This window comes from Microbacterium sp. (assembly GCF_047607465.1).
In the GTDB taxonomy this organism is placed as follows: Bacteria; Actinomycetota; Actinomycetes; order Actinomycetales; family Microbacteriaceae; genus Microbacterium.
The window spans coordinates 19,026-39,925 of record NZ_JASGCY010000044.1 but is presented as its reverse complement, the minus strand read 5'-3'; the positions used below and the strand labels follow the sequence as shown (position 1 = coordinate 39,925).

Below are 20,900 nucleotides of genomic sequence, written 5' to 3'. Positions count from 1 at the left end.
TGCCGGGTGCGTCGATGACGTGTACGGGTGAGTACACGGTGACGCAGGCGGATATTGATGCGGGCGAGGTGTCGAACACGGCCACCGGTACGGGGGATGATCCGCAGGGTGGTGCGTATGTGGGTGGTCCGTCGAACACGGTGGTGACGGAGTTCATCGCTGACCCGGGTATCAAGGTCACTAAATCGACCGAGGGCACTGTCCCTGGGCAAGCCGGTGGTGTGTTGCACTACGTGTTTGTGGTGGAGAACACCGGGAATGTGACCCTGTCGTCGGTGAGTGTTGCTGAGGGTGAGTTCACCGGTACGGGAACCGCGCCAACCGTCACCTGCCCCGACGGAGCATTGGCTCCCGGTGAGACGGTGACCTGCACCGCGGAGTACACGGTGACAGAGGCGGACATCGTCAGCGGCGCGATCACCAATAGCGCCACTGCGACTGGCACCACGGTGCGCGGCGACGACCCGACCAGCGACCCGAACGACCCGGATTCGACGACCGAGACGAGCCTCGTGCCCACCCCTGGGCTGGCGGTGACGGTCACGGCCGACAAAGACACGGTGACGACGCCCGGTGAGAAAGTCGTGTTCACCTTCACCGTGACCAACACCGGCAACGTGTCGATCTTCGACCCGAGTGTCGACGTCGGAGGGTTCAGTGGCCTGGGTGACGCACTCGTCGTCGTCTGCGAGGATGAGCCCAACCCCTTGCTCCCCGGCGATACGCTCCTGTGCCGGGCCGAGTACATCGTCGTGGAGGGAGACCTCACGGGAGCTCCGTTGACGCTCACCGCGATCGCGAGCGGTCTGGACCCGAACGGGGAAACGATCACGTCTCCGCCGAGCGAGGCGCTCGCGGTTCCCGCGTCGGTGTTCATCGGTCTTGCCGTCACCGGTGGGCAGATCCCGCTCGCGCTCTTCACCATCGCTGTCCTGACGATGTTTACAGGTCTGGGGCTCCTGGTCGTTCGCAGAAGGCGCACCGCACAGCATCCGAGATAGAACGAAGCTGCCAGCAGGTACCGGCAACCTTGGGCACGCCTCCTGACGGTAATGACCTGCTACCATGGCCTCATGCCTTTCGGCGGTCTGCTTCTTCTTAGCTGCCGCGACGAGTCCTGAGAGCTAGGGCCTTCCTCGTCGCGGCGCTTGTGTTGGCCCGTTCAATTTGACGAAGAGAAGAAGCCCACATCATGCAGAACACCCAGCGCTCGTCCGCGATGCCGATCCACAAGTATCGGCCGTACCACGAGCAGATCCGCGTCGATCTGCCTGACCGGACCTGGCCCTCGAAGCGCATTACCCAGGCCCCCCGCTGGTGCGCGGTCGATCTCCGCGACGGCAACCAGGCTCTCATCGACCCGATGTCACCCGAGCGCAAGCGCGTCATGTTCGAGCTGCTCGTGAGTATGGGCTACAAGGAGATCGAGGTCGGATTCCCCTCGGCCAGCCAAACCGACTTCGATTTCGTTCGGCAGCTCATCGAGGAGAACCTGATCCCCGATGATGTCACAATCCAGGTGCTCACGCAGGCTCGCGAACACCTCATCGAGCGCACCTACGAGTCGATCGCCGGGGCCAAGCAGGCGATCGTGCACTTCTACAACTCGACGAGCGTTCTCCAACGCGAGGTCGTCTTCCGCTCCGACCGTGACGGCGTCAAGCAGATCGCGCTGGAGGGCGCGCGCCTGTGCCGCGAATTCGAGAAGCGCATTCCCGACACCAGCGTGTACTACGAGTACTCGCCCGAGAGCTACACCGGCACCGAGCTGGAGTACGCCGTCGAGGTGTGCAACGAGGTGCTGGAGATCCTCGAGCCGACACCCGACCGCAAGGTGATCATCAACCTGCCCGCGACGGTCGAGATGGCGACGCCAAACGTCTACGCCGACTCGATCGAGTGGATGAGCCGGCACCTCGCGCACCGCGAGAACGTCATCCTGTCACTGCATCCGCACAACGATCGCGGCACGGCGATCGCGGCGGCTGAACTCGGCTACATGGCAGGCGCTGACCGTATCGAAGGATGCCTGTTCGGCAACGGCGAGCGCACCGGCAACGTCGACCTCGTCGCGTTGGGCGTCAACCTGTTCACGCAGGGCATCGACCCTCAGATCGACTTCAGCGACATCGATCAAGTCAAGCGCACGGTCGAATACTGCAACCAGCTGCCCGTCCCAGAGCGCAGCCCATGGGCCGGCGACCTCGTCTTCACTGCGTTCAGCGGCTCGCACCAGGACGCCATCAAGAAGGGCTTCGAGGCCATGGCGGCGACGGCAGATGCTCGGGGCGTCACCGTTGACGACATCGAGTGGGCGGTGCCGTACCTGCCGGTCGACCCGAAGGACCTCGGGCGCTCGTACGAGGCCGTGATTCGTGTGAACTCGCAGTCGGGCAAGGGCGGCGTCGCCTACCTGCTCAAGGCTGACCATGCGATCGACCTGCCGCGCAAGCTACAGATCGAGTTCTCGGGTGTTGTGCAGGCGAAGACGGATGCCGAGGGCGGAGAGCTCACCAGTGGGCAGATCTGGGAGATCTTCTCGGATGAGTACCTGCCGGCGGCAGATGTTTCTGACAAGTGGGGCCGCTTCGAGCTGCTCGGTACCCAGACACGCAGCGACATGTCGGGCAAGGTCGTGCTTGACGTTGTGCTGCGCGACGATGAGGAGCAGCTGGCTCTTACGGGCAGTGGCAACGGCCCAGTCGCGGCGTTCGTTGAGGTTCTGCGCGAACAGGGCTTCGACCTCACGGTCTACGACTACGTCGAGCACGCGCTCAGCGCAGGAGGCGACGCGCAGGCGGCTGCCTACATCGAGTTGCAGGTCGGCGACCAGCGCCTGTGGGGCGTCGGTATCGACGGCGACATCTCGACGGCATCCCTCAAAGCGATCGTTTCGGGTGTGAACCGCTCGATCCGAACCCGAGAGCGGGAGCTCGCCGCCGTCTGACGCGCTGGTCGTCCGCTCGTCGGTTGTTGGGCCTCTCCGGTTCATGAGCGACGAGCGCAGCGACGAGACGAAGGACGTGTGGTGTCCACCGGTTGCTGGGCGCCCTTCGTCTCGCTGCGCTCGCTCAGGAACCGGTGGTGCTGCGCTCGCTCAGGGATCGGTGAGGCGGATGAGTGCTGGGGGTCAGTCGCTCCGCTCGGCGATGATGGGGATCATGCCCGTCTCGGCGGCGACCCGACGACGGTGCAGGCGCCGCTGCTCGGGGAGCGAGACGTCGAAGCTCACCGCGAGGATGCGGATCACGGCCGTCACGACGATGCCGATGACGGCGGCGAGCGTGATCGACATGCCGAAGCCCGTGTTCGCGATGACGATGAAGGCGCACCCGGCACCGGCGGCGACCGCGTAGAGGGAGCCGACGTGCATGATCGCCGTCGGCAGCCCCATGAGCACGTCGCGGAGCACGCCGCCGCCGACGGCGGCGCAGACCCCGATGAACACGGCGGGCACCGGAGGGATGCCGAAGGCGATCGCCTTGCTGGTCCCGAAGGCCCCGAACATGCCGATGACGACTGCGTCGAGGACGACGATGACGGTGTTGAGCCGATTGAACACCCCGGCCAGCAGCATCCCGAACAGCGACGCCCCCGTCGCGGTGAGCAGATACCAGTTGCTGTGCAGCGTCGCCGGCGGCTGACCGAGCAGGATGTCGCGGATGAGTCCGCCGCCCATGCCGATCATGATGCCGATGATCGCCACCCCGAGCCAGTCGAGGCGGCGCTGCCCCTGGAAGCCCGATGCGAACATCGCGCCCTGCACGCCGCCGAGTCCCACGCCGAGAAGATCAGCCCACAGCGGAACGGTGAAGAGCGGTTCGGTCACCACCCCATTGTCCCGCACGGAGGATAATCGAGGGGTGCCGACGTACCGAGACGAAGCGGTGATCCTGCGCACTCACAAGCTCGGTGAGGCGGATCGCATCGTCACCATGCTCTCCCGTGGTCATGGCAAGATCCGCGCGGTGGCGAAGGGCGTGCGCCGCACCTCGTCGAAGTTCGGCGCGCGGCTCGAGCCGTTCATGGTCGCCGACGTGCAGCTGTACCAGGGCCGCTCGCTCGACATCGTGCAGCAGGCGGAATCGCTCGGCGCGTACGGCACCGACATCGCCGTGCACTACGACCGGTTCACGGCGGCGAACGCGATGGTCGAGACCGCCGACCGCCTCAGCGACGCCGAAGCCACGCCCGAGCAGTACCTGCTGCTGGTGGGCGGCCTGCGCGCTCTCGCCCGCGGCGAGCACGCGCCGCGCAGCATCCTCGACTCCTATCTGCTGCGGGTGATGGCCCTGTCGGGCTGGGCGCCCTCGCTCGACTCGTGCGCGCGGTGCGACGCCCCCGGTCCGCATGCGAGCTTCGCAGGTCACCTCGGCGGCATGGTCTGCCGCAGCGACGCCCCCGCAGGGACCCCGAGGATCGCAGAGCGCACGCTGACGCTGCTGCGCGCGCTGATGGCGGGGGAGTGGGATCTCATCGACGCCGCCTCGCCGGTCGAGCTCGGCGCGGCCTCCGGTCTCATCGCCGCCTACGCGCAGTGGCACCTCGAGCGCGGCATCCGCTCGCTCGCCCACCTGGAAGGAATCCGGTGACCCCCAAGCCGTACACGCACAAGGATGCCGTCGCCTACCGGCCGTTGGATTGGACAGGGGTCCATCCGCCGGCGTTCCCGAAGGTTCCAGAGCACGTGGCCATCGTCATGGACGGCAACGGACGCTGGGCGAACCGCCGCGGCCTCAACCGCATCGAGGGGCACAAGGCCGGCGAGGAGGTGCTGCTCGACGTCGTCGCCGGAGCCATCCAGGCCGGGGTCAAGCACCTCTCGGTGTATGCGTTCTCCACCGAGAACTGGGCGCGCTCGCCCGAAGAGGTGCGCTTCCTCATGGGCTACAACCGCGATGTGCTGCACCGTCGTCGCGACCAGCTGAACGAATGGGGCGTGCGGGTGCGCTGGGCCGGGCGCAAGCCGCGGCTGTGGGGCTCGGTGATCAAGGAGTTGCAGTACGCTGAACAGCTCACCCGCGGCAACGACGTGCTCACCCTCACGATGTGCGTGAACTACGGCGGGCGCGTCGAGATCGTCGACGCGATGCGGGCGATCGCGGCGGACGTCGCCGCCGGACGGGTGAAGCCGAACGCCATCACCGAGAAGATGATCCGGCGCAACCTCTACGTCCCCGACATGCCCGACGTCGACCTGTTCCTGCGCAGCTCCGGCGAGCAGCGCACCTCGAACTTCCTGCTGTGGCAGTCGGCGTACGCCGAGATGGTGTTCCTCGACACGCTCTGGCCCGACTTCTCGCGCGAGGAGCTGTGGCGCGCCATCGGCGTCTATCTCGCCCGCGATCGCCGCTTCGGCGGGGCTGTGAACGCGCCCGATCAGGCCTGAGCGCGCAGCCGGCCGTGGGCCGGTTCCCGAACGAGGCGCCCTTCGTCTCGCTTCGCTCGCTCAGGAACCAGGAGGGCGGAATAGCACGCGGCTGCACGCGGTTGGAAGACAGCGTGAGCGAACCCATCTCGATCGACATCTGGTCCGACATCGCCTGCCCGTGGTGCTACATCGGCAAGCGCAACCTCGAGAAGGGGCTCGATGCGGTCGCGGGGGACGAGGACGTCCCCCAGGTGAACATCACCTTCCACTCCTTCGAGCTCTCGCCCGACACCCCCGTCGACTTCGACGGCGACGAGGTGGACTTCCTCGCCGGGCACAAGGGCATGCCGCGCGAGCAGGTCGAGAAGATGCTCGCCCACGTCACGGGGGTCGCCGCCGACGCCGGGCTCGAGTACCGGTTCGACCTCCTCCAGCACACGAACACCGTCAAGGCGCACGAGCTGCTGCACTTCGCGAAGGCCCACGGGCAACAGCACGAGATGCAGGAACGGCTGATGTCGGCCTACTTCACCGAGGGCCGCCACATCGGACGCGTCGACGATCTCGTGGAGCTGGCGTCGGAGGTCGGCCTGGATGCCGACGAGACGCGCAAGGCGCTCGAATCGGATCTGTACCTGCCTGCCGTGCGCCAGGATCAGGCGCAGGCCCGGGCCTACGGCATCCAGGGAGTGCCGTTCTTCGTCATCGACGGCCAGTACGGCATCTCGGGCGCCCAGCCGCCGGCCGCGTTCGAGAACGTGCTTCGGGACCTGTGGGTCAAGCGCGGGGAGGGCGAGACGGAGTCGGCCGCCGTCTAGCCGAGCAGGGCGATCAGCGATCCGACGAGGTTCGCCCGCCAGACCGCCCAGTCGTGACCGGCCTCGAACGGCGACAGCGCGACGCGGCGCCCCGCGGTGCGTGCGTCGGCGCGCAGCGACACCGCCAGCGCGGCCGCGTCGGCGAGCATGTCGCCCTCGAACGTGCCCGCCTGCAGCTCGAGCGACGACCAGCCGGATGCCGTGGCGAGGGCGTCGGCTACATCGAACCGCCACAGCGATGGGGACTGCGCGATCGCGTGACCCACGTCGCCGTCGGAGAGGGCGAGCGTCCACAGCGCAGCGATCCCGCCGAGGCTCTGCCCGGAGATGATCGTGTCGGCGGGCCGGGTGCTCACCAGCGGACGTCCGCGCACGAGCGGCAGTAGGCGGTCGATGAGGACGTCGACCTGGCCGCCTGGAACTCCGAGGTGCTCCCATCGATGCTCGACGTCCTTCGCGTCGAGCATGGCGACGTGCAGGGGCGGAAGGATGCCGGCGGCAATCGTCCTGTCGAGGATCGGCGGAAGCTCCCGCCGCCATACGTCGCCGTCGAAGAGGAGCAGCAGCGGCGTGGGGGAGGTCGCGTCCGCCGGGGTGTACAGCCAGGCCCGCTCGTCATCCGGAAGAGTGATCTCCTCCAGCAGTGATCCCGACGCGGAAGACGGCGCCGTGGTGCGCCACGGTTCCACAGGGGCGTCGGGGCCGGCTGCGACCGACGATGCCTCGCCGCGGGAGCCGATGACGATATCGGTGCCGCGACTGTCGACGGCGCCTGCGGCCATCGCGGCGAGCAGCACCGGGCGCCTCCCCTCGGCGGTGCGCCATGGCGGCTCCTCCTCGTGCTCCCACACGGCGATCCGATACGAGGCGCGCAGCGCGCTGGGCAGGCGCAGGGTGATGGTCCACAGGGCGGAGCCCTCGAGACGCTCGAGCTCGGCCAGGGCGGGATCGGTGTGGTCGAACACCGGGTTGGTCCACAGCAGCACCGCCGCGGCCGCGGGCGCTTCCACCACCCAGGTCCACAGTGACGACCCCGGCGCGCCTGGGTCGGGGACCACGTGGGGATTGGGGCGCGACAGCGCATCGCGGGCGAGGTCAGCGCGACGCTGCGGCGTCCGGTGCCAGGCGTCGGCCAGCGGCCCGGTCACGCGACGCATCGTCGGCTCGTCGGAGCGCGGCGGAACGCCCCGCTCACGGTGGGCGCGTCCTGCGCGGTCGTGCCAGATGCGCCCGTCGACGGCGGTCATGCGGGTCCCGTTGTCGCCGCGCGCGGGTCCAGCGGCACCACGAGGGGCGTGCCCGTCACGGGGTCTTCGATGACGAGCGCCGCGAGACCGAAGACCTCGCGCAGCAGATCGGCGGTGAGCACGTCCGACGGCGCACCGACGGCGACGGCGTCCCCGTCTTTCATCACGATCATGTGCGTGGCGTAGCGCGCCGCCTGATTGAGATCGTGCAGCACGGTCACGACGGTCTTGCCCTCCTCGTGCAACTGGCGCAGCAGCTCCAGGAGCTCGTACTGGTGCGCGATGTCCAGGAACGTCGTCGGCTCGTCGAGCAGCATGGTCGGCGTCTGCTGCGCGAGCAGCATCGCGACCCAGACGCGCTGGCGCTGGCCGCCCGAGAGCTCGTCGACGAGCCGGTCGGAGTGCTCGAGCAGATGCGTGGCCGCGAGCGCGTCGTGCACGGCCTCCTCGTCGGAGAGCCGCCACTGCTGCAGGAGGGACTGGTGCGGCGAGCGCCCGCGCCCGACGAGATCGGCGACGCGGATGCCGTCGGGGGCGATCGAGCTCTGGGGGAGCAGACCGAGCTCGCGGGCGAGGGCCTTGGACTTGCGCGTCCTGATTGATTCGCCATCGAGCAGGACCCTCCCCGACGTCGGCTCCAGCACCCGGGCGAAGGCGCGCAGCAGCGTGGACTTGCCGCAGCCGTTGGGGCCGATGATCGCGGTGAAGGAGCCTTCGGGGATGCCGACGGTCAGACCATCAGAGATGGTGCGGCGGTCGTATCCGATCGTCACAGCCTCGGCGAGCAGCCGTTGGGGGCGGGAGGAGTGGGTCATCGGGGGCCTCCAGCGGGGGCACGGGACTCGCGTACGAGCAGCACGATCAGATAGACGCCGCCCACGCAGATCGTGAGCAGTCCGACAGGGACGGGACGGTAGATGACCGACAGCACCTGGGACAGCAGATGCGCGGCGGCCAGGAGAGCGGCTCCCATGGCGCCGGCGGCGAGGATGCTGACGCCTGGCGTCCTCGTCACGCGCCGCGCGAGCTGCGGGGCGACGAGGGCGACGAAGCCGATGGGACCTGCCGCGGCCGTCACGAGCGCCGTCGTCGCCACGCCGACCGTCAGCAGGGCCAGCCGGGAGGCGCCGACCCTCGTGCCGTGCGTCGACGCGGTGTCGTCGCCGAGCTCGAGGCTGCGCAGCGCGGGCGCGAGCACGGCGGCCGCGGCGATGATCGCCACGGCGAGGGTCAGGGAGGGGGTCAGCGTCGTCCAGGTCACCCTGGTGAGGGAGCCGGCGCCCCAGAATCCGACCTGCATGGCGTCGCGCACGTCCGCGCGCGTGATCAGATAGGTGTTGATCGAGCCGAGAGCTGCCGCCACCGCGATGCCGACGATGATGAGCCGGAAGCCCTGCACACCGCGACGGTAGGCCAGGAGGTACACGGCCAGCGCGGTGACGAGGCCGCCGGCGATGGATGCGACGGCGATCGTCCAGGAGTGCTGAGCACCGAGCACCAGCATCACGACGACGACGGCGGTGTACGAGCCGGCGTCGAACCCGATGACGTCAGGGGAGCCGAGCGGGTTGCGCGTGAGCGACTGGAAGATCGCCCCTCCGATGCCCAGCAGCAGGCCGAACAGCACGGCGGCGATCGCGACCGGCAGACGCCACTCGCGCACGACCCTCGTCGTGAACTCGTCGGCGCTGCCGGTGAGCGCGGCGGTCACGTCGGCCGTCGTCAGCGGATAGTCGCCGAGGAACACCGCGGCGTAGGCGGCGGCGACGGCGGCGGCGAGGAGCACGATGCAGGCGAGGAGCAGGCGCAGCCCGAGGCGTCCTGAGACGACCGGCGTGCGCAGCTGGACCGCCCGGTAGCCGTGATCGATGCGCGCGCGGGTCACAGTCCGCTCGCCTTCCGGCGTCGCACCAGCGCGATGAGCACTGGCGCTCCGATGACCGCGGTCACGATGCCGACCTCCATCTCGCCCGGACGCGCGATCACCCGCCCGATGACGTCGGCGACGAGCAGCAGGACGGGTGCGGCGAGGGCCGTGCCTGCGATGATCCACCGCTGGTCGGGTCCGGTGAACCACCGCACGACATGCGGCACCATCAGGCCGATGAAGGCGATGCCTCCGGTCAGAGCGGTGGCGGCGCCGGCGAGCAGCGTCACGGCGATGAGCCCGAGGATGCGGGTGCGGAGCACCGCGGTGCCCAGGGACGAGGCGAGATCGTCGCCGAGCGCGACGGCGTTGAGCGACCCGGACAGCAGCAGTGCGATGACGAGTCCGATCGCGATGAAGGGGAGCACCGACAGCGTCTCGTCGATGCCGGCGCGGGCGATCGAGCCGAGTCCCCAGTTGTGCACAGCGCGGAAGGTCTCCTCGTCGACCAGGGTGAGGAAGGTGGAGATGCCGCGCAGCACCGCACCCAGTGCGACGCCGGCGAGCACCATCGTGATGGGCGTCGCGCCCCGCCCCGTGGTGCCGATCGCCCACACCAGCAGCGTGGCGGCCGCGGCTCCGGCGAAGGAGAACCAGATGTAGCCGCCGATGCCGCTCATCCCGAAGAGCCCGACCCCCAGCGTCACGGCGAATCCGGCCCCCGCGTTCACGCCGAGGATGCCGGGGTCGGCGAGGGGATTGCGCGTCATCGCCTGGATCACCGCTCCGGCGACCCCGATGGCCGCCCCGACGAGCAGGCCGAGCAGCGTGCGCGGCATCCGCTTGGTCCACACGACGATCGACGCATCGCCGCCGTCGGGGCGGACGAGAGCTGCGAGCACGTCGGAGAACGCCAGCGGGTTGGCGCCGATCCAGACGCTCAGGAGCACGGCGCCGGCGAGCGCCGCGACCAGCAGGGCGAACCCGATCGCGCGACGACGTGCCAGCCCGCGGACCGCTGGCGCGGTGCGGGCGGATGCCGGTGCGATCGGGTTCGCCGTCATACGAGGGTCAGCCTGCGAGCGCGCTCTGGAGCGCCGGGGCGATCTGGGTGACCGCCCAGGTGCCGGAGAGGGGGCCGCTGCGCGCGAGCGCCCACGGCATGTTCCCGGTGTGCTCCTCGCCGTCGATCACGAACGTGCCCTCCGCGGCGCGGTTGTCGATGAGGATCAGATGGCCGTCCTTGACCGCCTGCAGGTTCTGGAACAGCGGCTGGTCGACGATGTCGGCGTAGTTGCCGTCGGAGTTGTCGGAGAAGAGGATGACATCGGCGTCGAGCGCCGAGAGGAGCTCCTCGCTGACCTCCTGCCGGTAGGTGAACTGGGCGGCGCCGGGGTTCTCGGCGAAGCCCATCCGCTCGAAGACCGACTCGGCGGGGCTGCCGGCGGTCGAGTGGTACTGCAGCCCGCCCTCTTCGCCGTAGTAGACGAGGTACGTCGCGGTGAGACCGGCGAACTCGGGATGCGCGGCGCGGAAGTCGGCGTAGAACTGCTCCTCCTCGTCGAGCGCCTCCTCGGCGGCGTCCTGCAGGTCGAGCGCTTCACCGATCTGGCGGATGCTGTCGGCCCAATCGTTGGCCACGCTCTGCTCGCTGCCGCCCTTCTGCGCGGTGGCGAGGACGGGTGCGATCGAGGAGAGCTTCTCGTAGTCGCTGGCGAGGTCGGCGCCGAGAACGATGATGAGGTCGGGCTCAGCCGCCGCGATCTGCTCGACCGGGTACTGCGTGTCACCGGTGGTGAACCGGTTCGGGATCTCCTCGGTGAGGGCGTCGTTCAGCCACACGTCGGTCGCCCACTCGCTGGCGATCACCGGGGTCACGCCCAGCGCGGCGAGCGCTTCGGCATCGTCCTGCGACGGTGTCACAGCCGCGATCCTCTCCGGGCGCTTCTCCAGCGTGGTGGTTCCCCACTGGGTGTCGAGCTCGAGCGGGTAGGAGGTCTTGCCCTCGGCGGCCGGGACGAGACCCGAGGCGGGGGCGTCGTCGGTTGCCGGGGAGGATGCGGACTGCTGCGGAGAGCCCGCGCAGGCGGTCAAGGCGACCAGGCCCGCCAGCACGAGGGTGCTGACGGCGCCGGCGCGCGCACGAATACCAGTCATTTCGGTTCCTTCTTGGAAGTGGAGCCCGTTCGGGTCACGGGCGGGGCGACTCGGCCCGGCGTTCCACATTAGGTGAGGGTATCCTAAAAGAGCGTGCCGCCTGCGACAGGGTGCGTGCAGAATGCGACAAGCCGTTCAGGAGGACAGCGATGCGGATCCCACCCGTCGAGATCGCCGAGAGGATGCACCCGGCGAAATCCGTGCTGCTCTGGCAGGCCAGGGGCTCCTCGCGCTGCGAGCTCGACGGCGTTGCGGAGGAGCTCTCCGAAGGCCACGCGCTCTGGATCCCCGCCGGGGTGGCGCACGCCCTGCATGTGGGGGAGGACGCCGTCCTCCTGCCGCTGCACGTGCGGGCGCGACCCGGCGCTGGCGTGCTGCGCACCCCCACCTGGATCGCCGTGGACGGCGATCTGCGCACGTTGATCCTCGCGCTGCTCCAGGTGCAGAACTCCATCATCCGCCCCGACGTCGACCTGGAGAGGCGGCTGCTGCGGATGCTGCAGGCGCGCGCGGTGCCGCCGACGGGGCTGCCCATGCCTGTGTCGCCGACCGCTCGCGCGATCGCCGAGCAGCTGCGCGACGACCCGGCGCTCGCGGCATCCGTCGCCGCCCTCGCCGCGACGCACCACGTCTCCGCCCGCACGATCGAGCGCGCCTTCATCGCCGAGACCGGCATGACCCTGCAGGAGTGGCGGGGAAGGCGCCGCATGGAGGTCGCAGCCTCCCTGCTGCGCAGGACGGACGGACCAGGCGTGGTCGCCGCCCGCGTGGGCTATCGCGATCAGTCGGCGTTCCGGCGCGCCTTCAAGCGCTACTACGGCATGCCGCCGGGAGCCTACGCGCGACGCCACGGCGTGCCGCGCTGATTCAGCGCGCCAGGGCCGTCTCGATCGCGGCGACGATCGCCGGGTCGTCGGGCTTCTGCCTTGGGCGGAAGCGCTGCACGGAACCGTCGCGGCCGACGAGGAACTTCTCGAAGTTCCACTCGACGCGTCCGGCCTTGCCGTCGGCATCCGGGGTCTGCGTGAGCGCCTTGTAGAGGTCCGCGGCGTTCTTGCCGTTGACCTTCACCTTGCCGTTGATCGGGAAGGTGACCCCGTACGTCACCGAGCAGAACTCAAGGATCTGCTCCATCGAACCAGGCTCCTGGCCGAAGAACTGATTGCAGGGGAAGCCGACGACGCTGAAGCCGCGGTCGCCGTGGCGCCGCTGCAGCTCTTCGAGCTGCTCGTACTGCGGAGTGAGACCGCACTTGGAGGCCACGTTCACGACGAGGACGACGTCGGCGCCGAGGTCGTCGAGCGTCTTCTGCGTCCCCTCGGCGTCGGCGAACGGGATGCTGCGCACGGAGGCGGGATCGGTCATATCCACAGCTTAGGTCGCTGAGCCCGTGGCGGCTCCGCATCTGGGAGAATGGAAGACGTCATGACAGTCGCCACCGCCACCGCCCGCCCGCTGCGCATCGGGCCGATCGCCCTCGACGTCCCCGTCGTGCTCGCGCCGATGGCCGGCATCACCAACACGGCGTTCCGGCGCCTCTGCCGCGAGTACGGCGCAGGGCTGTACGTGAGCGAGATGATCACCTCGCGTGCGCTCGTCGAGCGCAACGACAGCACCATGCGGCTCATCCGCCACCACGAGTCCGAGACGCCGCGGTCGATCCAGCTCTACGGGGTGGATCCGGCGACGATCGCCGAAGCGGTGCGCATCATCGTCGCCGAGGACCACGCCGATCACATCGACCTGAACTTCGGCTGCCCCGTGCCGAAGGTGACGCGCCGTGGCGGAGGTGCGGCACTGCCCTGGAAGAGCCGACTGTTCGCTGACATCGTCACTCAGGCCGTCAAGGCCGCAGGCGCCATCCCGCTCACGGTGAAGATGCGCAAGGGCATCGATCACGATCATCTGACGTTCATCGAGGCGGGACGCGCGGCCGAGGACGCGGGGGCCGCGGCCGTGGCCCTGCACGCGCGCACCGCGGGCGAGTACTACTCCGGTCACGCCGACTGGAACGCGATCGGCGAGCTCAAGCAGGCGGTCACCAGCATCCCCGTGCTCGGCAACGGCGACATCTGGTCCGCCGACGACGCCGTGCGCATGATGGCGCAGACCGAGTGCGACGGCGTCGTCGTCGGACGAGGATGCCTCGGCCGCCCCTGGCTGTTCGGAGAGCTCGCCGCGGCGTTCGGCGCGGAGTCGACCCCGGTCGATGCCACCCTCGGCTTCGTCGCCGACGCGTTCCGCCGTCATGCCGAGCTCCTCGTCGAGTTCTTCGACGACGAGGATCACGGCTGCCGCGACGTCCGCAAGCACGTGGCGTGGTACTTCAAGGGCTATCCGGTCGGCGGCGACATCCGCACGGGCCTGGCGACCGCCTCCAGCCTGCAGGAGATCGACGACCTGCTCGGGCAGCTCGACCGCGAATCCCCGTACCCCGGAGCGGATGCCGAAGGCCAGCGCGGCCGCGCAGGGCGCCCCAAGCGCACGGTGCTGCCGGACAAGTGGCTGGAATCCCGCGAGATCGGTGTGTCGACCTCGGAGATGATGCGCGGAGCGGAGATCGAGAACAGTGGCGGCTGAGCGGCGGGCGGACGGCTACGACGCGCGCGACGCCGAGCGGTTCTTCGCCGAGACGCACCGCTCCGAGCGCGACGACTTCGCCCGCGACCGCGCGCGCGTGCTGCACTCGGCGGCGCTGCGCCGCCTCGCCGCGAAGACCCAGGTGCTGAGCCCCGCGAGCACCGCGGACTTCGCCCGCAACCGGCTCACCCATTCGCTCGAGGTCGCGCAGGTCGGCCGCGAGCTCGCGACGGCCCTCGGCGTCTCCGAAGACGTCGTCGACACGGCATGCCTCAGCCACGACCTCGGGCACCCGCCGTTCGGTCACAACGGCGAGCGCGCGCTGAACGAGTGGGCCGAGGACATCGGTGGCTTCGAGGGCAACGCGCAGTCGCTGCGCATCCTCACTCGTTTGGAGGCGAAGGTGCTCGACGGGTCCGACCGCTCGGTAGGCCTGAACCTCACGCGGGCGAGCCTCGACGCCACCTGCAAGTACCCGTGGACCGTCGACAGCCCGGTTCCCGACCCGGGCGGTCGGCTGAAGTTCGGCGTGTACCCCGACGACGAGCCGGTGTTCCGGTGGATGCGCGAGGGGGCGCCGGGGCGGCTGCGCTGCATCGAGGCGGAGATCATGGACCTCTCCGATGACATCGGCTACTCGGTGCACGACTTCGAGGATGCGATCGTCAACGGCTACGTCGACGTCGCGCAGCTCTCCGACCCGCGCGAGCACGACGCGCTCATCGACCGCATCCAGCAGTGGGTGGGCTACGACTTCACGCGCGACGAGCTCGCCGACGCGCTGTACCGCCTGGCCGGCCAGCCGATGTGGCTGCGGTCCTTCGATCGCTCCCGGCAGGACCTCGCGCGGCTGAAGAACCTCACGAGCGACGTCATCGGGCGCTTCGCGCGCGCATCCGTCTCCGCGACGCGGGAGGCGTACCCCGGCGCCGTGCTGGTGCGCTACAACGCGCACGTCGTCGTGCCTCGCGTCGTCGAGGCCGAGATCGCCGTGCTCAAGGGCATCATGGGCCAGGCGATCGTCACCATAGACGCCCGCAAGGGCGTCTACAAGGAGCAACGGCGGGTGCTCACGCGCCTGGCCGACGCCCTGTGGTCGACGGATGCGCTGTGGTCGGCGGGGGCCGACGTGCTCGAGCCGGCGTTCGCGGCCGATTTCATCGCCGCGACCACGGATGCCGAGCGCGCGCGGGTCGTCGTCGATCAGATCGCCAGCCTCACCGACCAGACCGCGCTCGACTGGCACAACCGACTGGTGGGCGAGATCGATCCGGCTGAGGTCGGCATCTGGACGCCGCGGCACTCGCGGCCAGGGGTGCGTGCTGCGGCCGCGGGGCGGCGTCCCATCGCCGAGGTGCGCTGATGCCGCGCATCCGCCAGGCGGACGTCGACGAGGTCAAGTCCCGCACGAACATCGCCGACATCGTCGGCGAGCGCGTCGCGCTGAAGTCGGCGGGGGTGGGCTCGCTCAAGGGCCTGTGCCCGTTCCACGACGAGAAGAGCCCGAGCTTCCACGTGCGTCCGCAGGTGGGGTACTACCGCTGCTTCGGCTGCGGCGAGTCGGGTGACGTCTACTCGTTCCTGCGCGAGATCGACCATGTGAGCTTCACCGAGGCCGTCGAGCGGCTCGCCGCCCGCATCGGCTACACGCTGCACTACGAAGACGGCGGAGCGGCCCCCGAGACGAGCGGCCGGGCGCGGCTGTACGCCGCGAACACCGCCGCCGCCGAGTTCTTCCGCTCCCAGCTGCTCTCGCCAGACGCCGAGGCCGGGCGGCGCTTCCTCGGCGAGCGCGGATTCGACGCGGGGGCCGCCTCCCACTTCGGCGTCGGCTTCGCCCCCCGCGGATGGGACGGGATGCTGAAGGCGCTCTCCGCGCAGGGCTTCACCCGCGAGGAGCTCAGCACTGCCGGTCTCGTCTCGACGGGTCAGCGCGGCGTCTACGACCGCTTCCGGGGACGCCTGGTCTGGCCGATCCGCGACGTGTCCGGCCAGACGATCGGGTTCGGCGCGCGCAAGCTCTTCGACGACGATCAGGGCCCGAAGTACCTGAACACCCCGGAGACCCCGATCTACAAGAAGGCCCAGGTGCTGTACGGGCTCGACCTCGCCAAGCGCGACATCTCCCGGGGCGACCCCCGCCGCGTCGTTGTCGTCGAGGGGTACACCGACGTGATGGCCTGTCACCTCGCCGGTCTCACCACCGCGATCGCCACCTGCGGCACGGCCTTCGGCACCGAGCACATCAAGGTGCTTCGCCGCGTGATGGGCGATGACAACGCCGCAGGCGAGGTGGTCTTCACCTTCGACGGCGATGAGGCCGGCCAGAAGGCGGCGCTGCGCGCGTTCAGCGAGGACGACCGCTTCAAGGCGCAGACCTTCGTCGCCGTCGCACCCGACGGGCTGGACCCGTGCGATCTGCGCCTGCAGCGCGGCGACGCGGCCGTCCGCACCCTCATGGACGCCAAGGTGCCGATGTTCGAGTTCGCGATCGATCGCAAGCTCGCCGGCTTCGATCTCGCCACCGTCGAGGGGCGGGTGGGGGCGCTGCGCGCCGCTGCTCCCATCGTCGCCGAGATCAAGGATCCGCTGCTGCGTCCTGGGTACGAGCGCGTCCTCGCGCGCCGCCTCGGCATGGACCCCGCCGAGGTCCACGATGTGGTGCGCCGTGCGGGCCGGGGGGCCGCACCCCGCACCGAGCAGCCGGTCCGCGACGAGCCCGCGATCGAGGGCGCGAGCATCGCGCTCGTGACGCTCGCGTCGCTGCCGCGCACGGCGCAGGTCGCTCTGGAGCGCGATGCCCTCATGGGCGTGCTGCAGTACGGGCACCAGGTCGACCAGGACCTGCTCGCGCGGGCGCTGGGGCATCCGATGCGCACCCCCGGCCTCGAAGCGGTGCGCGAGGCGATCGCATCCGCTTCCGATCGCACGCGCGCCGGCTGGGCGACCGAGGCGGTCAACGCCGTGCGCGAGCCGTTCCGGTCCCTGGGCGGCGAACTGCTGATGATGCCGTTCCCGGCCCGCGACGAGTCCGGCGCGGTGGCCTCGGCGACGGACCTGTGCCGTCGGCTCATCGTGCGGGCGCTCGACGACGAGAAGAACGAGCTGCTCGGCGCGGTGCAACGGGTTCCGGCCGACTCGGACGGCGGGCGGGCGCTGCGGGTGCGGCTGCGCGATATCGACATCGAGCGTCAGCGGTTCGCCGAGTCGTGACCAGCGCCGGCGCGGACGCAGGGCAGGATGGAACCATGTCCCGCCGGCCAGACACCACGCACGCGATCGACTGCTCCGACCTCGTCATCGACCGGTCGGGGCACGGATCGCCGACGAGGGCTGTCGACGGGGTCACCTTCACCCTGGACCCCGGCGGCCTGATCTGCGTCGCCGGCCCCACAGGATCGGGCAAATCCTCCCTCGTGCTGGCGCTGGCGGGCTCCACCGACCCCTCCGTGCGCATCACGGGCGGCAGCGCCCAGGTGTGCGGCGTCGACGTGCGCCGACCAGGACGCAAGCACCGGGTGCTCACGTATCGGACCGGCTTCGTGCCGCAGGGCGCCGGAGCGGACCTTCCGCCGCGCCTGACCGTGCAGGAGGTCATCGCCGAGCCGATCCTCCTGCGCGAGAAGCGCGTGAACCACAAGGCGCTCTCGATCCGCGTCGCAACGCTGCTCGACGAGCTGCACCTGCCGCTGGGGACCGCGGAGCGGTTCCCGTACGAGCTCAGCGCCGGGATGCGTCAGCGCGTGGCGATCGCGCGCTCGTTCGTGCTCGAGCCCCGTGTGCTTATCGCCGACGAGATCCTCGCGAACCTCGATCTCGAGGTGCGTCCTGTCGTCTTCGACGCGATCACGCGCCGCCGCCGCGAGCAGGGGATGGGGGCGCTGCTGGTGACCAACGACGCGGCGTTCATCCGCGAGCTCAACGCCGAGACGCTCATGCTGCGCGCCGGGCACGTCGTCGCCCGCGGGGTCGGCAAGGACCTGCTGTGGGCGCCCAATGCCGAGGCGGATTCGCGCGCCTGACGGTGTCGTCCCGACACGCCCGAATGGCGGGCTCGTGTCACGAGCACGACGCGGAGTTTGCTAAGCTTGTCGAGTTGCCCGCCGAGCGGTGCACATTCCTCGGTAGCTCAATTGGCAGAGCAGCCGGCTGTTAACCGGCAGGTTCTTGGTTCGAGTCCAAGCCGGGGAGCCAAGACCCCCGACCTTCGCATGAAGGCCGGGGGTTCTCCCTTTCCACCCTTGTTCTGCGGTGAGAAACCAAGTACGGCGTGAGACACCACGTCGTGGGTGGTGTCTCACGTCCGAAGTGGTTTCTCGCGAGGAAGACGATGACCAGATCCCCGCAGTTCGCGCAGCTGGGCGCGCTGCTGCTCGAGGCCGGCTTCTCGGCGACCGACACCCGCGACGCCCTGGAGGCGGTGCGCGGGCGCGTCAGCCCCGACGAGGAGTTCTCCTTCGCGGTGCTGCCGGAGGCCGTGTTCGTCTCACCGGCCGTCGCCGCCGACGGCGCGATCCTGCGGATGACCACAGCCTCCTCGCTGTCGACCAGGCAGTCGGCGATGGTGAGCCGGATGCTGCATCGCCTGCGCGACGGTCGGATCACCCTCGAACGCGCCCTCGATGCCGAGCAGACGCGGATCCGCGACGCCCGCATGCGGATGCCGGTGCTGCGCTGGGTGTGCGGGAACGCCCTGCTCGCGGCCGGCCTCGCCGTGCTCTTCCGGTGCCCGTGGTGGTCGGTGCTCGTCGCCGCGGTCGTCGCGGCCCTCATGGGCGCGGTGGCGGTGCTGCTCCAGCGCATCCGTCCGGCGGCGGCGATCGTGCCGTTCCTCGTCGCCCTGCTGTCCACGGTGCTCGTGAGCGAAGGGGCAGCACTGCTCGGTTACGCCACCGTGCCGCTGTTCGCGGTGTGCGCGCCCATCGCGATCCTCGTGCCGGGGGCGATGATCACCAACGCCCTGCTCGAGCTCACGGCCGCAGACGTCGTCACCGGGGCGGCCCGCCTCGTCTACGGCATCGTGCAGCTGGGGTTCATGGTCGCAGGCATCGCCGCGGGCAGCGCCTGGATCGGCCTCACCGTCGACGAGGACTCGGCCTTCCTGCTCGCCGACATCAGCGGCGTGATCAGCGCGGGCCCCGCCTGGGCCTCGGCGCCGTCGATCGTGTTCAGCTGGCTCGGCGTCGCAGCTCTCGCCGTCGGCATCAGCCTCGCCTTCGGCGCGGGCTACCGTCTGACCGCCGTGAGCATCGCCGCCATGGGGCTCGCCTACGCGCTTCTCATCGCGATCGGCCCCTTCGCCGGAAGCGCGGTGGCCACCGGCGCCGCCGCGGCCGTGCTGTTCGTCATCGCCCGGCTCGTGGAGCGGTCGTCGCTGGCGATCCCCGCGTCGATCACGTTCGAGCCCGCCTTCCTGCTGCTCGTACCCGGCACCGTCGGGCTCGTGGCGATCGCCTCCCTCGACATGCAGCCCGTCGGTGCGGCCCTCGCCGTGTTCGCGAGCCTGTGCATCGGCACGAAGCTCGGCTCGATCGTCGTCGACACGCACTGGTGGCGACTGCTGCGGTGGAGCCGCGCACAGGTCTGACACGACGAAGCGCCCCACCGTCCGGCGGGGCGCTTCGTCGTGTCAGGTCGGATCAGAGACCGGTGCCCTGGAGGCTGCCCGTGGTGGGGCCCGCCGGGTTGTAGACGATGCACTGGATGATGCGGTCGTTCAGCTCATCCCAGGTCTCCTGCGTCGGGACGAGGGGATATACCTCGAGCGACGACGAGTTGTAGTCGATGCCGATGAAGGTGGTGAACGGCTCACCACCGCACTCCTCAGATGCCGCGTCGATGGCATCCTCGGAGAACTCGCCGTCCTCCATCTTGATCTCGTAGTAGACCTCTTCGTCGTGCGGCTCGCTGCAGGGAACGACGTCCGTGTCGGAGACGAGCCCGCTCGAGCTCTCCATCTTGCAGTCGCCCACCTTGAGCGAGAAGATGTCGATGTTCGCGCCCTCGGTGACCTCGCCGGTCTCCTCGTCGCGGGTGGCGTCGCCGCCTCCGCCGAGCAGGCTGCTGATGGTGCTGCATCCGGTCAGAGCGATCGAGAGCGCGACGGCGGAACCGGCGAGCGCGAGAGCGCGGCGTGTGCGCAGTTTCATAGTGGATCCCGTCAGAGCTGTGTGTGCAGGGGCAACCCGAAGAACCCCCTGCTACGACGGTAGCCCCGCGGGAATCTGTGCCGCAACTCGAAAGATGCTGTGAACGCGCTGGACGCGTCACGCCTCGAGGTCGTCGATCCCCGGGGTCCAGCTCGCGCCGGGGCGCCCCCAGCCGCGCTTGCGCGCGATCTTCTGCACCGTCTTCCAGTCGCCGTCCGACAGCCGGTCGACGTAGATGATTCCGTCGAGGTGATCGAACTCGTGCTGCATGATCCGCGCGCGCCAGCCGTCGACGTCGATGCTGACGGGACGGCCTTCGAGGTCGGTGCCGGTGACGCGCACGCGCTCGGAACGGCGTAGCGCGAAGCGTTCGCCGGGGAACGACAGGCATCCCTCCGACTCCAGCTCCGGATCGGGTTCGCCGGGCTCGAGCGGCGTCATCCACAGCTCGGGGTTGATGATCACGCCGCGCCACGGCTGATCGTCGTCGTCGACGTAGGCGTACGTGTAGATGCGCAGCGGCACGCCCACCTGCGGGGCGGCGAGGCCCACGCCGGGGGCGGCGTCCATGGTCTCGAACATGTCGGCGACGAGGGTGCGGATCTCGTCGGTGATCTCCTCGACGACGGAGGCGGGGGAGTGCAGGACGGGATCGCCCATGATGCGAATCGGAAGTACGGCCACGCCATAACCCTACTTGGGCAGGGGCGC

19 protein-coding genes, 1 tRNA gene and 1 pseudogene are annotated in these 20,900 nt (G+C 69.7%); 12 read left to right on the top strand and 9 right to left on the bottom strand.

What is annotated here, in order from left to right; genetic code table 11:
- Both QM568_RS05530 and leuA read left to right on the top strand, forming a co-directional pair.
- Positions 1 to 1,001: pseudogene (locus QM568_RS05530) on the top strand (hypothetical protein); the annotation flags it as partial.
- 191 nt (positions 1,002 to 1,192) lie between these two features.
- The gene (leuA, locus tag QM568_RS05525; RefSeq protein WP_415136652.1) at positions 1,193 to 2,947 is read left to right on the top strand and encodes a 2-isopropylmalate synthase; all 1,755 of its coding nucleotides are present in this window, start codon (positions 1,193 to 1,195) and stop codon (positions 2,945 to 2,947) included.
- Positions 2,948 to 3,130: 183 nt separating this feature from the next.
- Here the strand turns inward: leuA and QM568_RS05520 are convergent, their stop codons facing one another.
- Positions 3,131 to 3,829, bottom strand: coding sequence for a trimeric intracellular cation channel family protein (locus QM568_RS05520; protein WP_415136650.1), 699 nt, complete (start codon positions 3,827 to 3,829; stop codon positions 3,131 to 3,133).
- A 34-nt stretch (positions 3,830 to 3,863) separates the two neighbouring features.
- On the opposite strand from QM568_RS05520, the gene recO reads away from it, so the two are divergent.
- The 3 genes from recO to QM568_RS05505 all read left to right on the top strand — a co-directional run bounded on the left by recO (position 3,864) and on the right by QM568_RS05505 (position 6,189).
- The gene (recO, locus tag QM568_RS05515; RefSeq protein WP_415136648.1) at positions 3,864 to 4,592 is read left to right on the top strand and encodes a DNA repair protein RecO; all 729 of its coding nucleotides are present in this window, start codon (positions 3,864 to 3,866) and stop codon (positions 4,590 to 4,592) included.
- On the top strand, positions 4,589 to 5,389 hold the full coding sequence (locus QM568_RS05510) for an isoprenyl transferase (RefSeq protein ID WP_415136646.1): 801 nt from the start codon (positions 4,589 to 4,591) through the stop codon (positions 5,387 to 5,389). The genes recO and QM568_RS05510 overlap by 4 nt, the downstream gene beginning before the upstream one ends.
- A gap of 113 nt (positions 5,390 to 5,502) precedes the next feature.
- Positions 5,503 to 6,189, top strand: a complete 687-nt coding sequence (locus QM568_RS05505; RefSeq protein WP_415136644.1) for a DsbA family oxidoreductase — start codon at positions 5,503 to 5,505, stop codon at positions 6,187 to 6,189.
- Here QM568_RS05505 and QM568_RS05500 read toward each other — a convergent pair.
- Genes QM568_RS05500 through QM568_RS05480 form a run of 5 tightly spaced genes read right to left on the bottom strand, consistent with a single transcriptional unit; the run spans position 6,186 to position 11,460 of the window.
- On the bottom strand, positions 6,186 to 7,436 hold the full coding sequence (locus tag QM568_RS05500; protein ID WP_415136642.1) for an alpha/beta hydrolase: 1,251 nt from the start codon (positions 7,434 to 7,436) through the stop codon (positions 6,186 to 6,188). The genes QM568_RS05505 and QM568_RS05500 overlap by 4 nt on opposite strands.
- Positions 7,433 to 8,251, bottom strand: a complete 819-nt coding sequence (locus QM568_RS05495) for an ABC transporter ATP-binding protein (protein WP_415136640.1) — start codon at positions 8,249 to 8,251, stop codon at positions 7,433 to 7,435. The genes QM568_RS05500 and QM568_RS05495 overlap by 4 nt, the downstream gene beginning before the upstream one ends.
- Positions 8,248 to 9,321, bottom strand: coding sequence for a FecCD family ABC transporter permease (locus QM568_RS05490; RefSeq protein ID WP_415136638.1), 1,074 nt, complete (start codon positions 9,319 to 9,321; stop codon positions 8,248 to 8,250). Before QM568_RS05490 ends, QM568_RS05495 begins: the two co-directional genes overlap by 4 nt.
- Positions 9,318 to 10,367, bottom strand: a complete 1,050-nt coding sequence (locus QM568_RS05485) for a FecCD family ABC transporter permease (protein WP_415136636.1) — start codon at positions 10,365 to 10,367, stop codon at positions 9,318 to 9,320. Before QM568_RS05485 ends, QM568_RS05490 begins: the two co-directional genes overlap by 4 nt.
- Before the next feature lie 7 nt (positions 10,368 to 10,374).
- Positions 10,375 to 11,460: an ABC transporter substrate-binding protein gene (locus QM568_RS05480; RefSeq protein WP_415136634.1), complete on the bottom strand. Its 1,086-nt coding sequence runs from the start codon at positions 11,458 to 11,460 to the stop codon at positions 10,375 to 10,377.
- A gap of 149 nt (positions 11,461 to 11,609) precedes the next feature.
- On the opposite strand from QM568_RS05480, the gene QM568_RS05475 reads away from it, so the two are divergent.
- A complete protein-coding gene (locus tag QM568_RS05475; protein WP_415136632.1) occupies positions 11,610 to 12,326 on the top strand; it encodes an AraC family transcriptional regulator in 717 nt (238 codons plus the stop codon).
- Between the two features lies 1 nt (position 12,327).
- Here the strand turns inward: QM568_RS05475 and QM568_RS05470 are convergent, their stop codons facing one another.
- The gene (locus tag QM568_RS05470) at positions 12,328 to 12,825 is read right to left on the bottom strand and encodes a glutathione peroxidase (protein ID WP_415136630.1); all 498 of its coding nucleotides are present in this window, start codon (positions 12,823 to 12,825) and stop codon (positions 12,328 to 12,330) included.
- A gap of 60 nt (positions 12,826 to 12,885) precedes the next feature.
- On the opposite strand from QM568_RS05470, the gene dusB reads away from it, so the two are divergent.
- From dusB to QM568_RS05440, 6 genes are all read left to right on the top strand, one after another.
- Positions 12,886 to 14,040 (top strand): tRNA dihydrouridine synthase DusB, encoded by a 1,155-nt coding sequence (dusB, locus tag QM568_RS05465; RefSeq protein WP_415136628.1) that lies wholly within the window; start codon positions 12,886 to 12,888, stop codon positions 14,038 to 14,040.
- On the top strand, positions 14,030 to 15,403 hold the full coding sequence (locus QM568_RS05460; protein ID WP_415136626.1) for a deoxyguanosinetriphosphate triphosphohydrolase: 1,374 nt from the start codon (positions 14,030 to 14,032) through the stop codon (positions 15,401 to 15,403). The genes dusB and QM568_RS05460 overlap by 11 nt, the downstream gene beginning before the upstream one ends.
- Positions 15,403 to 17,253, top strand: coding sequence for a DNA primase (gene dnaG / locus QM568_RS05455; protein ID WP_415136624.1), 1,851 nt, complete (start codon positions 15,403 to 15,405; stop codon positions 17,251 to 17,253). The genes QM568_RS05460 and dnaG overlap by 1 nt, the downstream gene beginning before the upstream one ends.
- A gap of 35 nt (positions 17,254 to 17,288) precedes the next feature.
- Positions 17,289 to 18,062, top strand: coding sequence for an ATP-binding cassette domain-containing protein (locus tag QM568_RS05450; protein ID WP_415136622.1), 774 nt, complete (start codon positions 17,289 to 17,291; stop codon positions 18,060 to 18,062).
- A gap of 96 nt (positions 18,063 to 18,158) precedes the next feature.
- Positions 18,159 to 18,234, top strand: a tRNA-Asn gene (locus tag QM568_RS05445).
- 136 nt (positions 18,235 to 18,370) lie between these two features.
- A complete protein-coding gene (locus QM568_RS05440; RefSeq protein ID WP_415136620.1) occupies positions 18,371 to 19,627 on the top strand; it encodes a threonine/serine exporter family protein in 1,257 nt (418 codons plus the stop codon).
- Between the two features lie 52 nt (positions 19,628 to 19,679).
- Here the strand turns inward: QM568_RS05440 and QM568_RS05435 are convergent, their stop codons facing one another.
- Both QM568_RS05435 and def read right to left on the bottom strand, forming a co-directional pair.
- Positions 19,680 to 20,189: a septum formation family protein gene (locus QM568_RS05435; protein WP_415136618.1), complete on the bottom strand. Its 510-nt coding sequence runs from the start codon at positions 20,187 to 20,189 to the stop codon at positions 19,680 to 19,682.
- Positions 20,190 to 20,306: 117 nt separating this feature from the next.
- The gene (gene def, locus QM568_RS05430) at positions 20,307 to 20,873 is read right to left on the bottom strand and encodes a peptide deformylase (protein ID WP_415136616.1); all 567 of its coding nucleotides are present in this window, start codon (positions 20,871 to 20,873) and stop codon (positions 20,307 to 20,309) included.
- Positions 20,874 to 20,900: the final 27 nt, after the last annotated feature.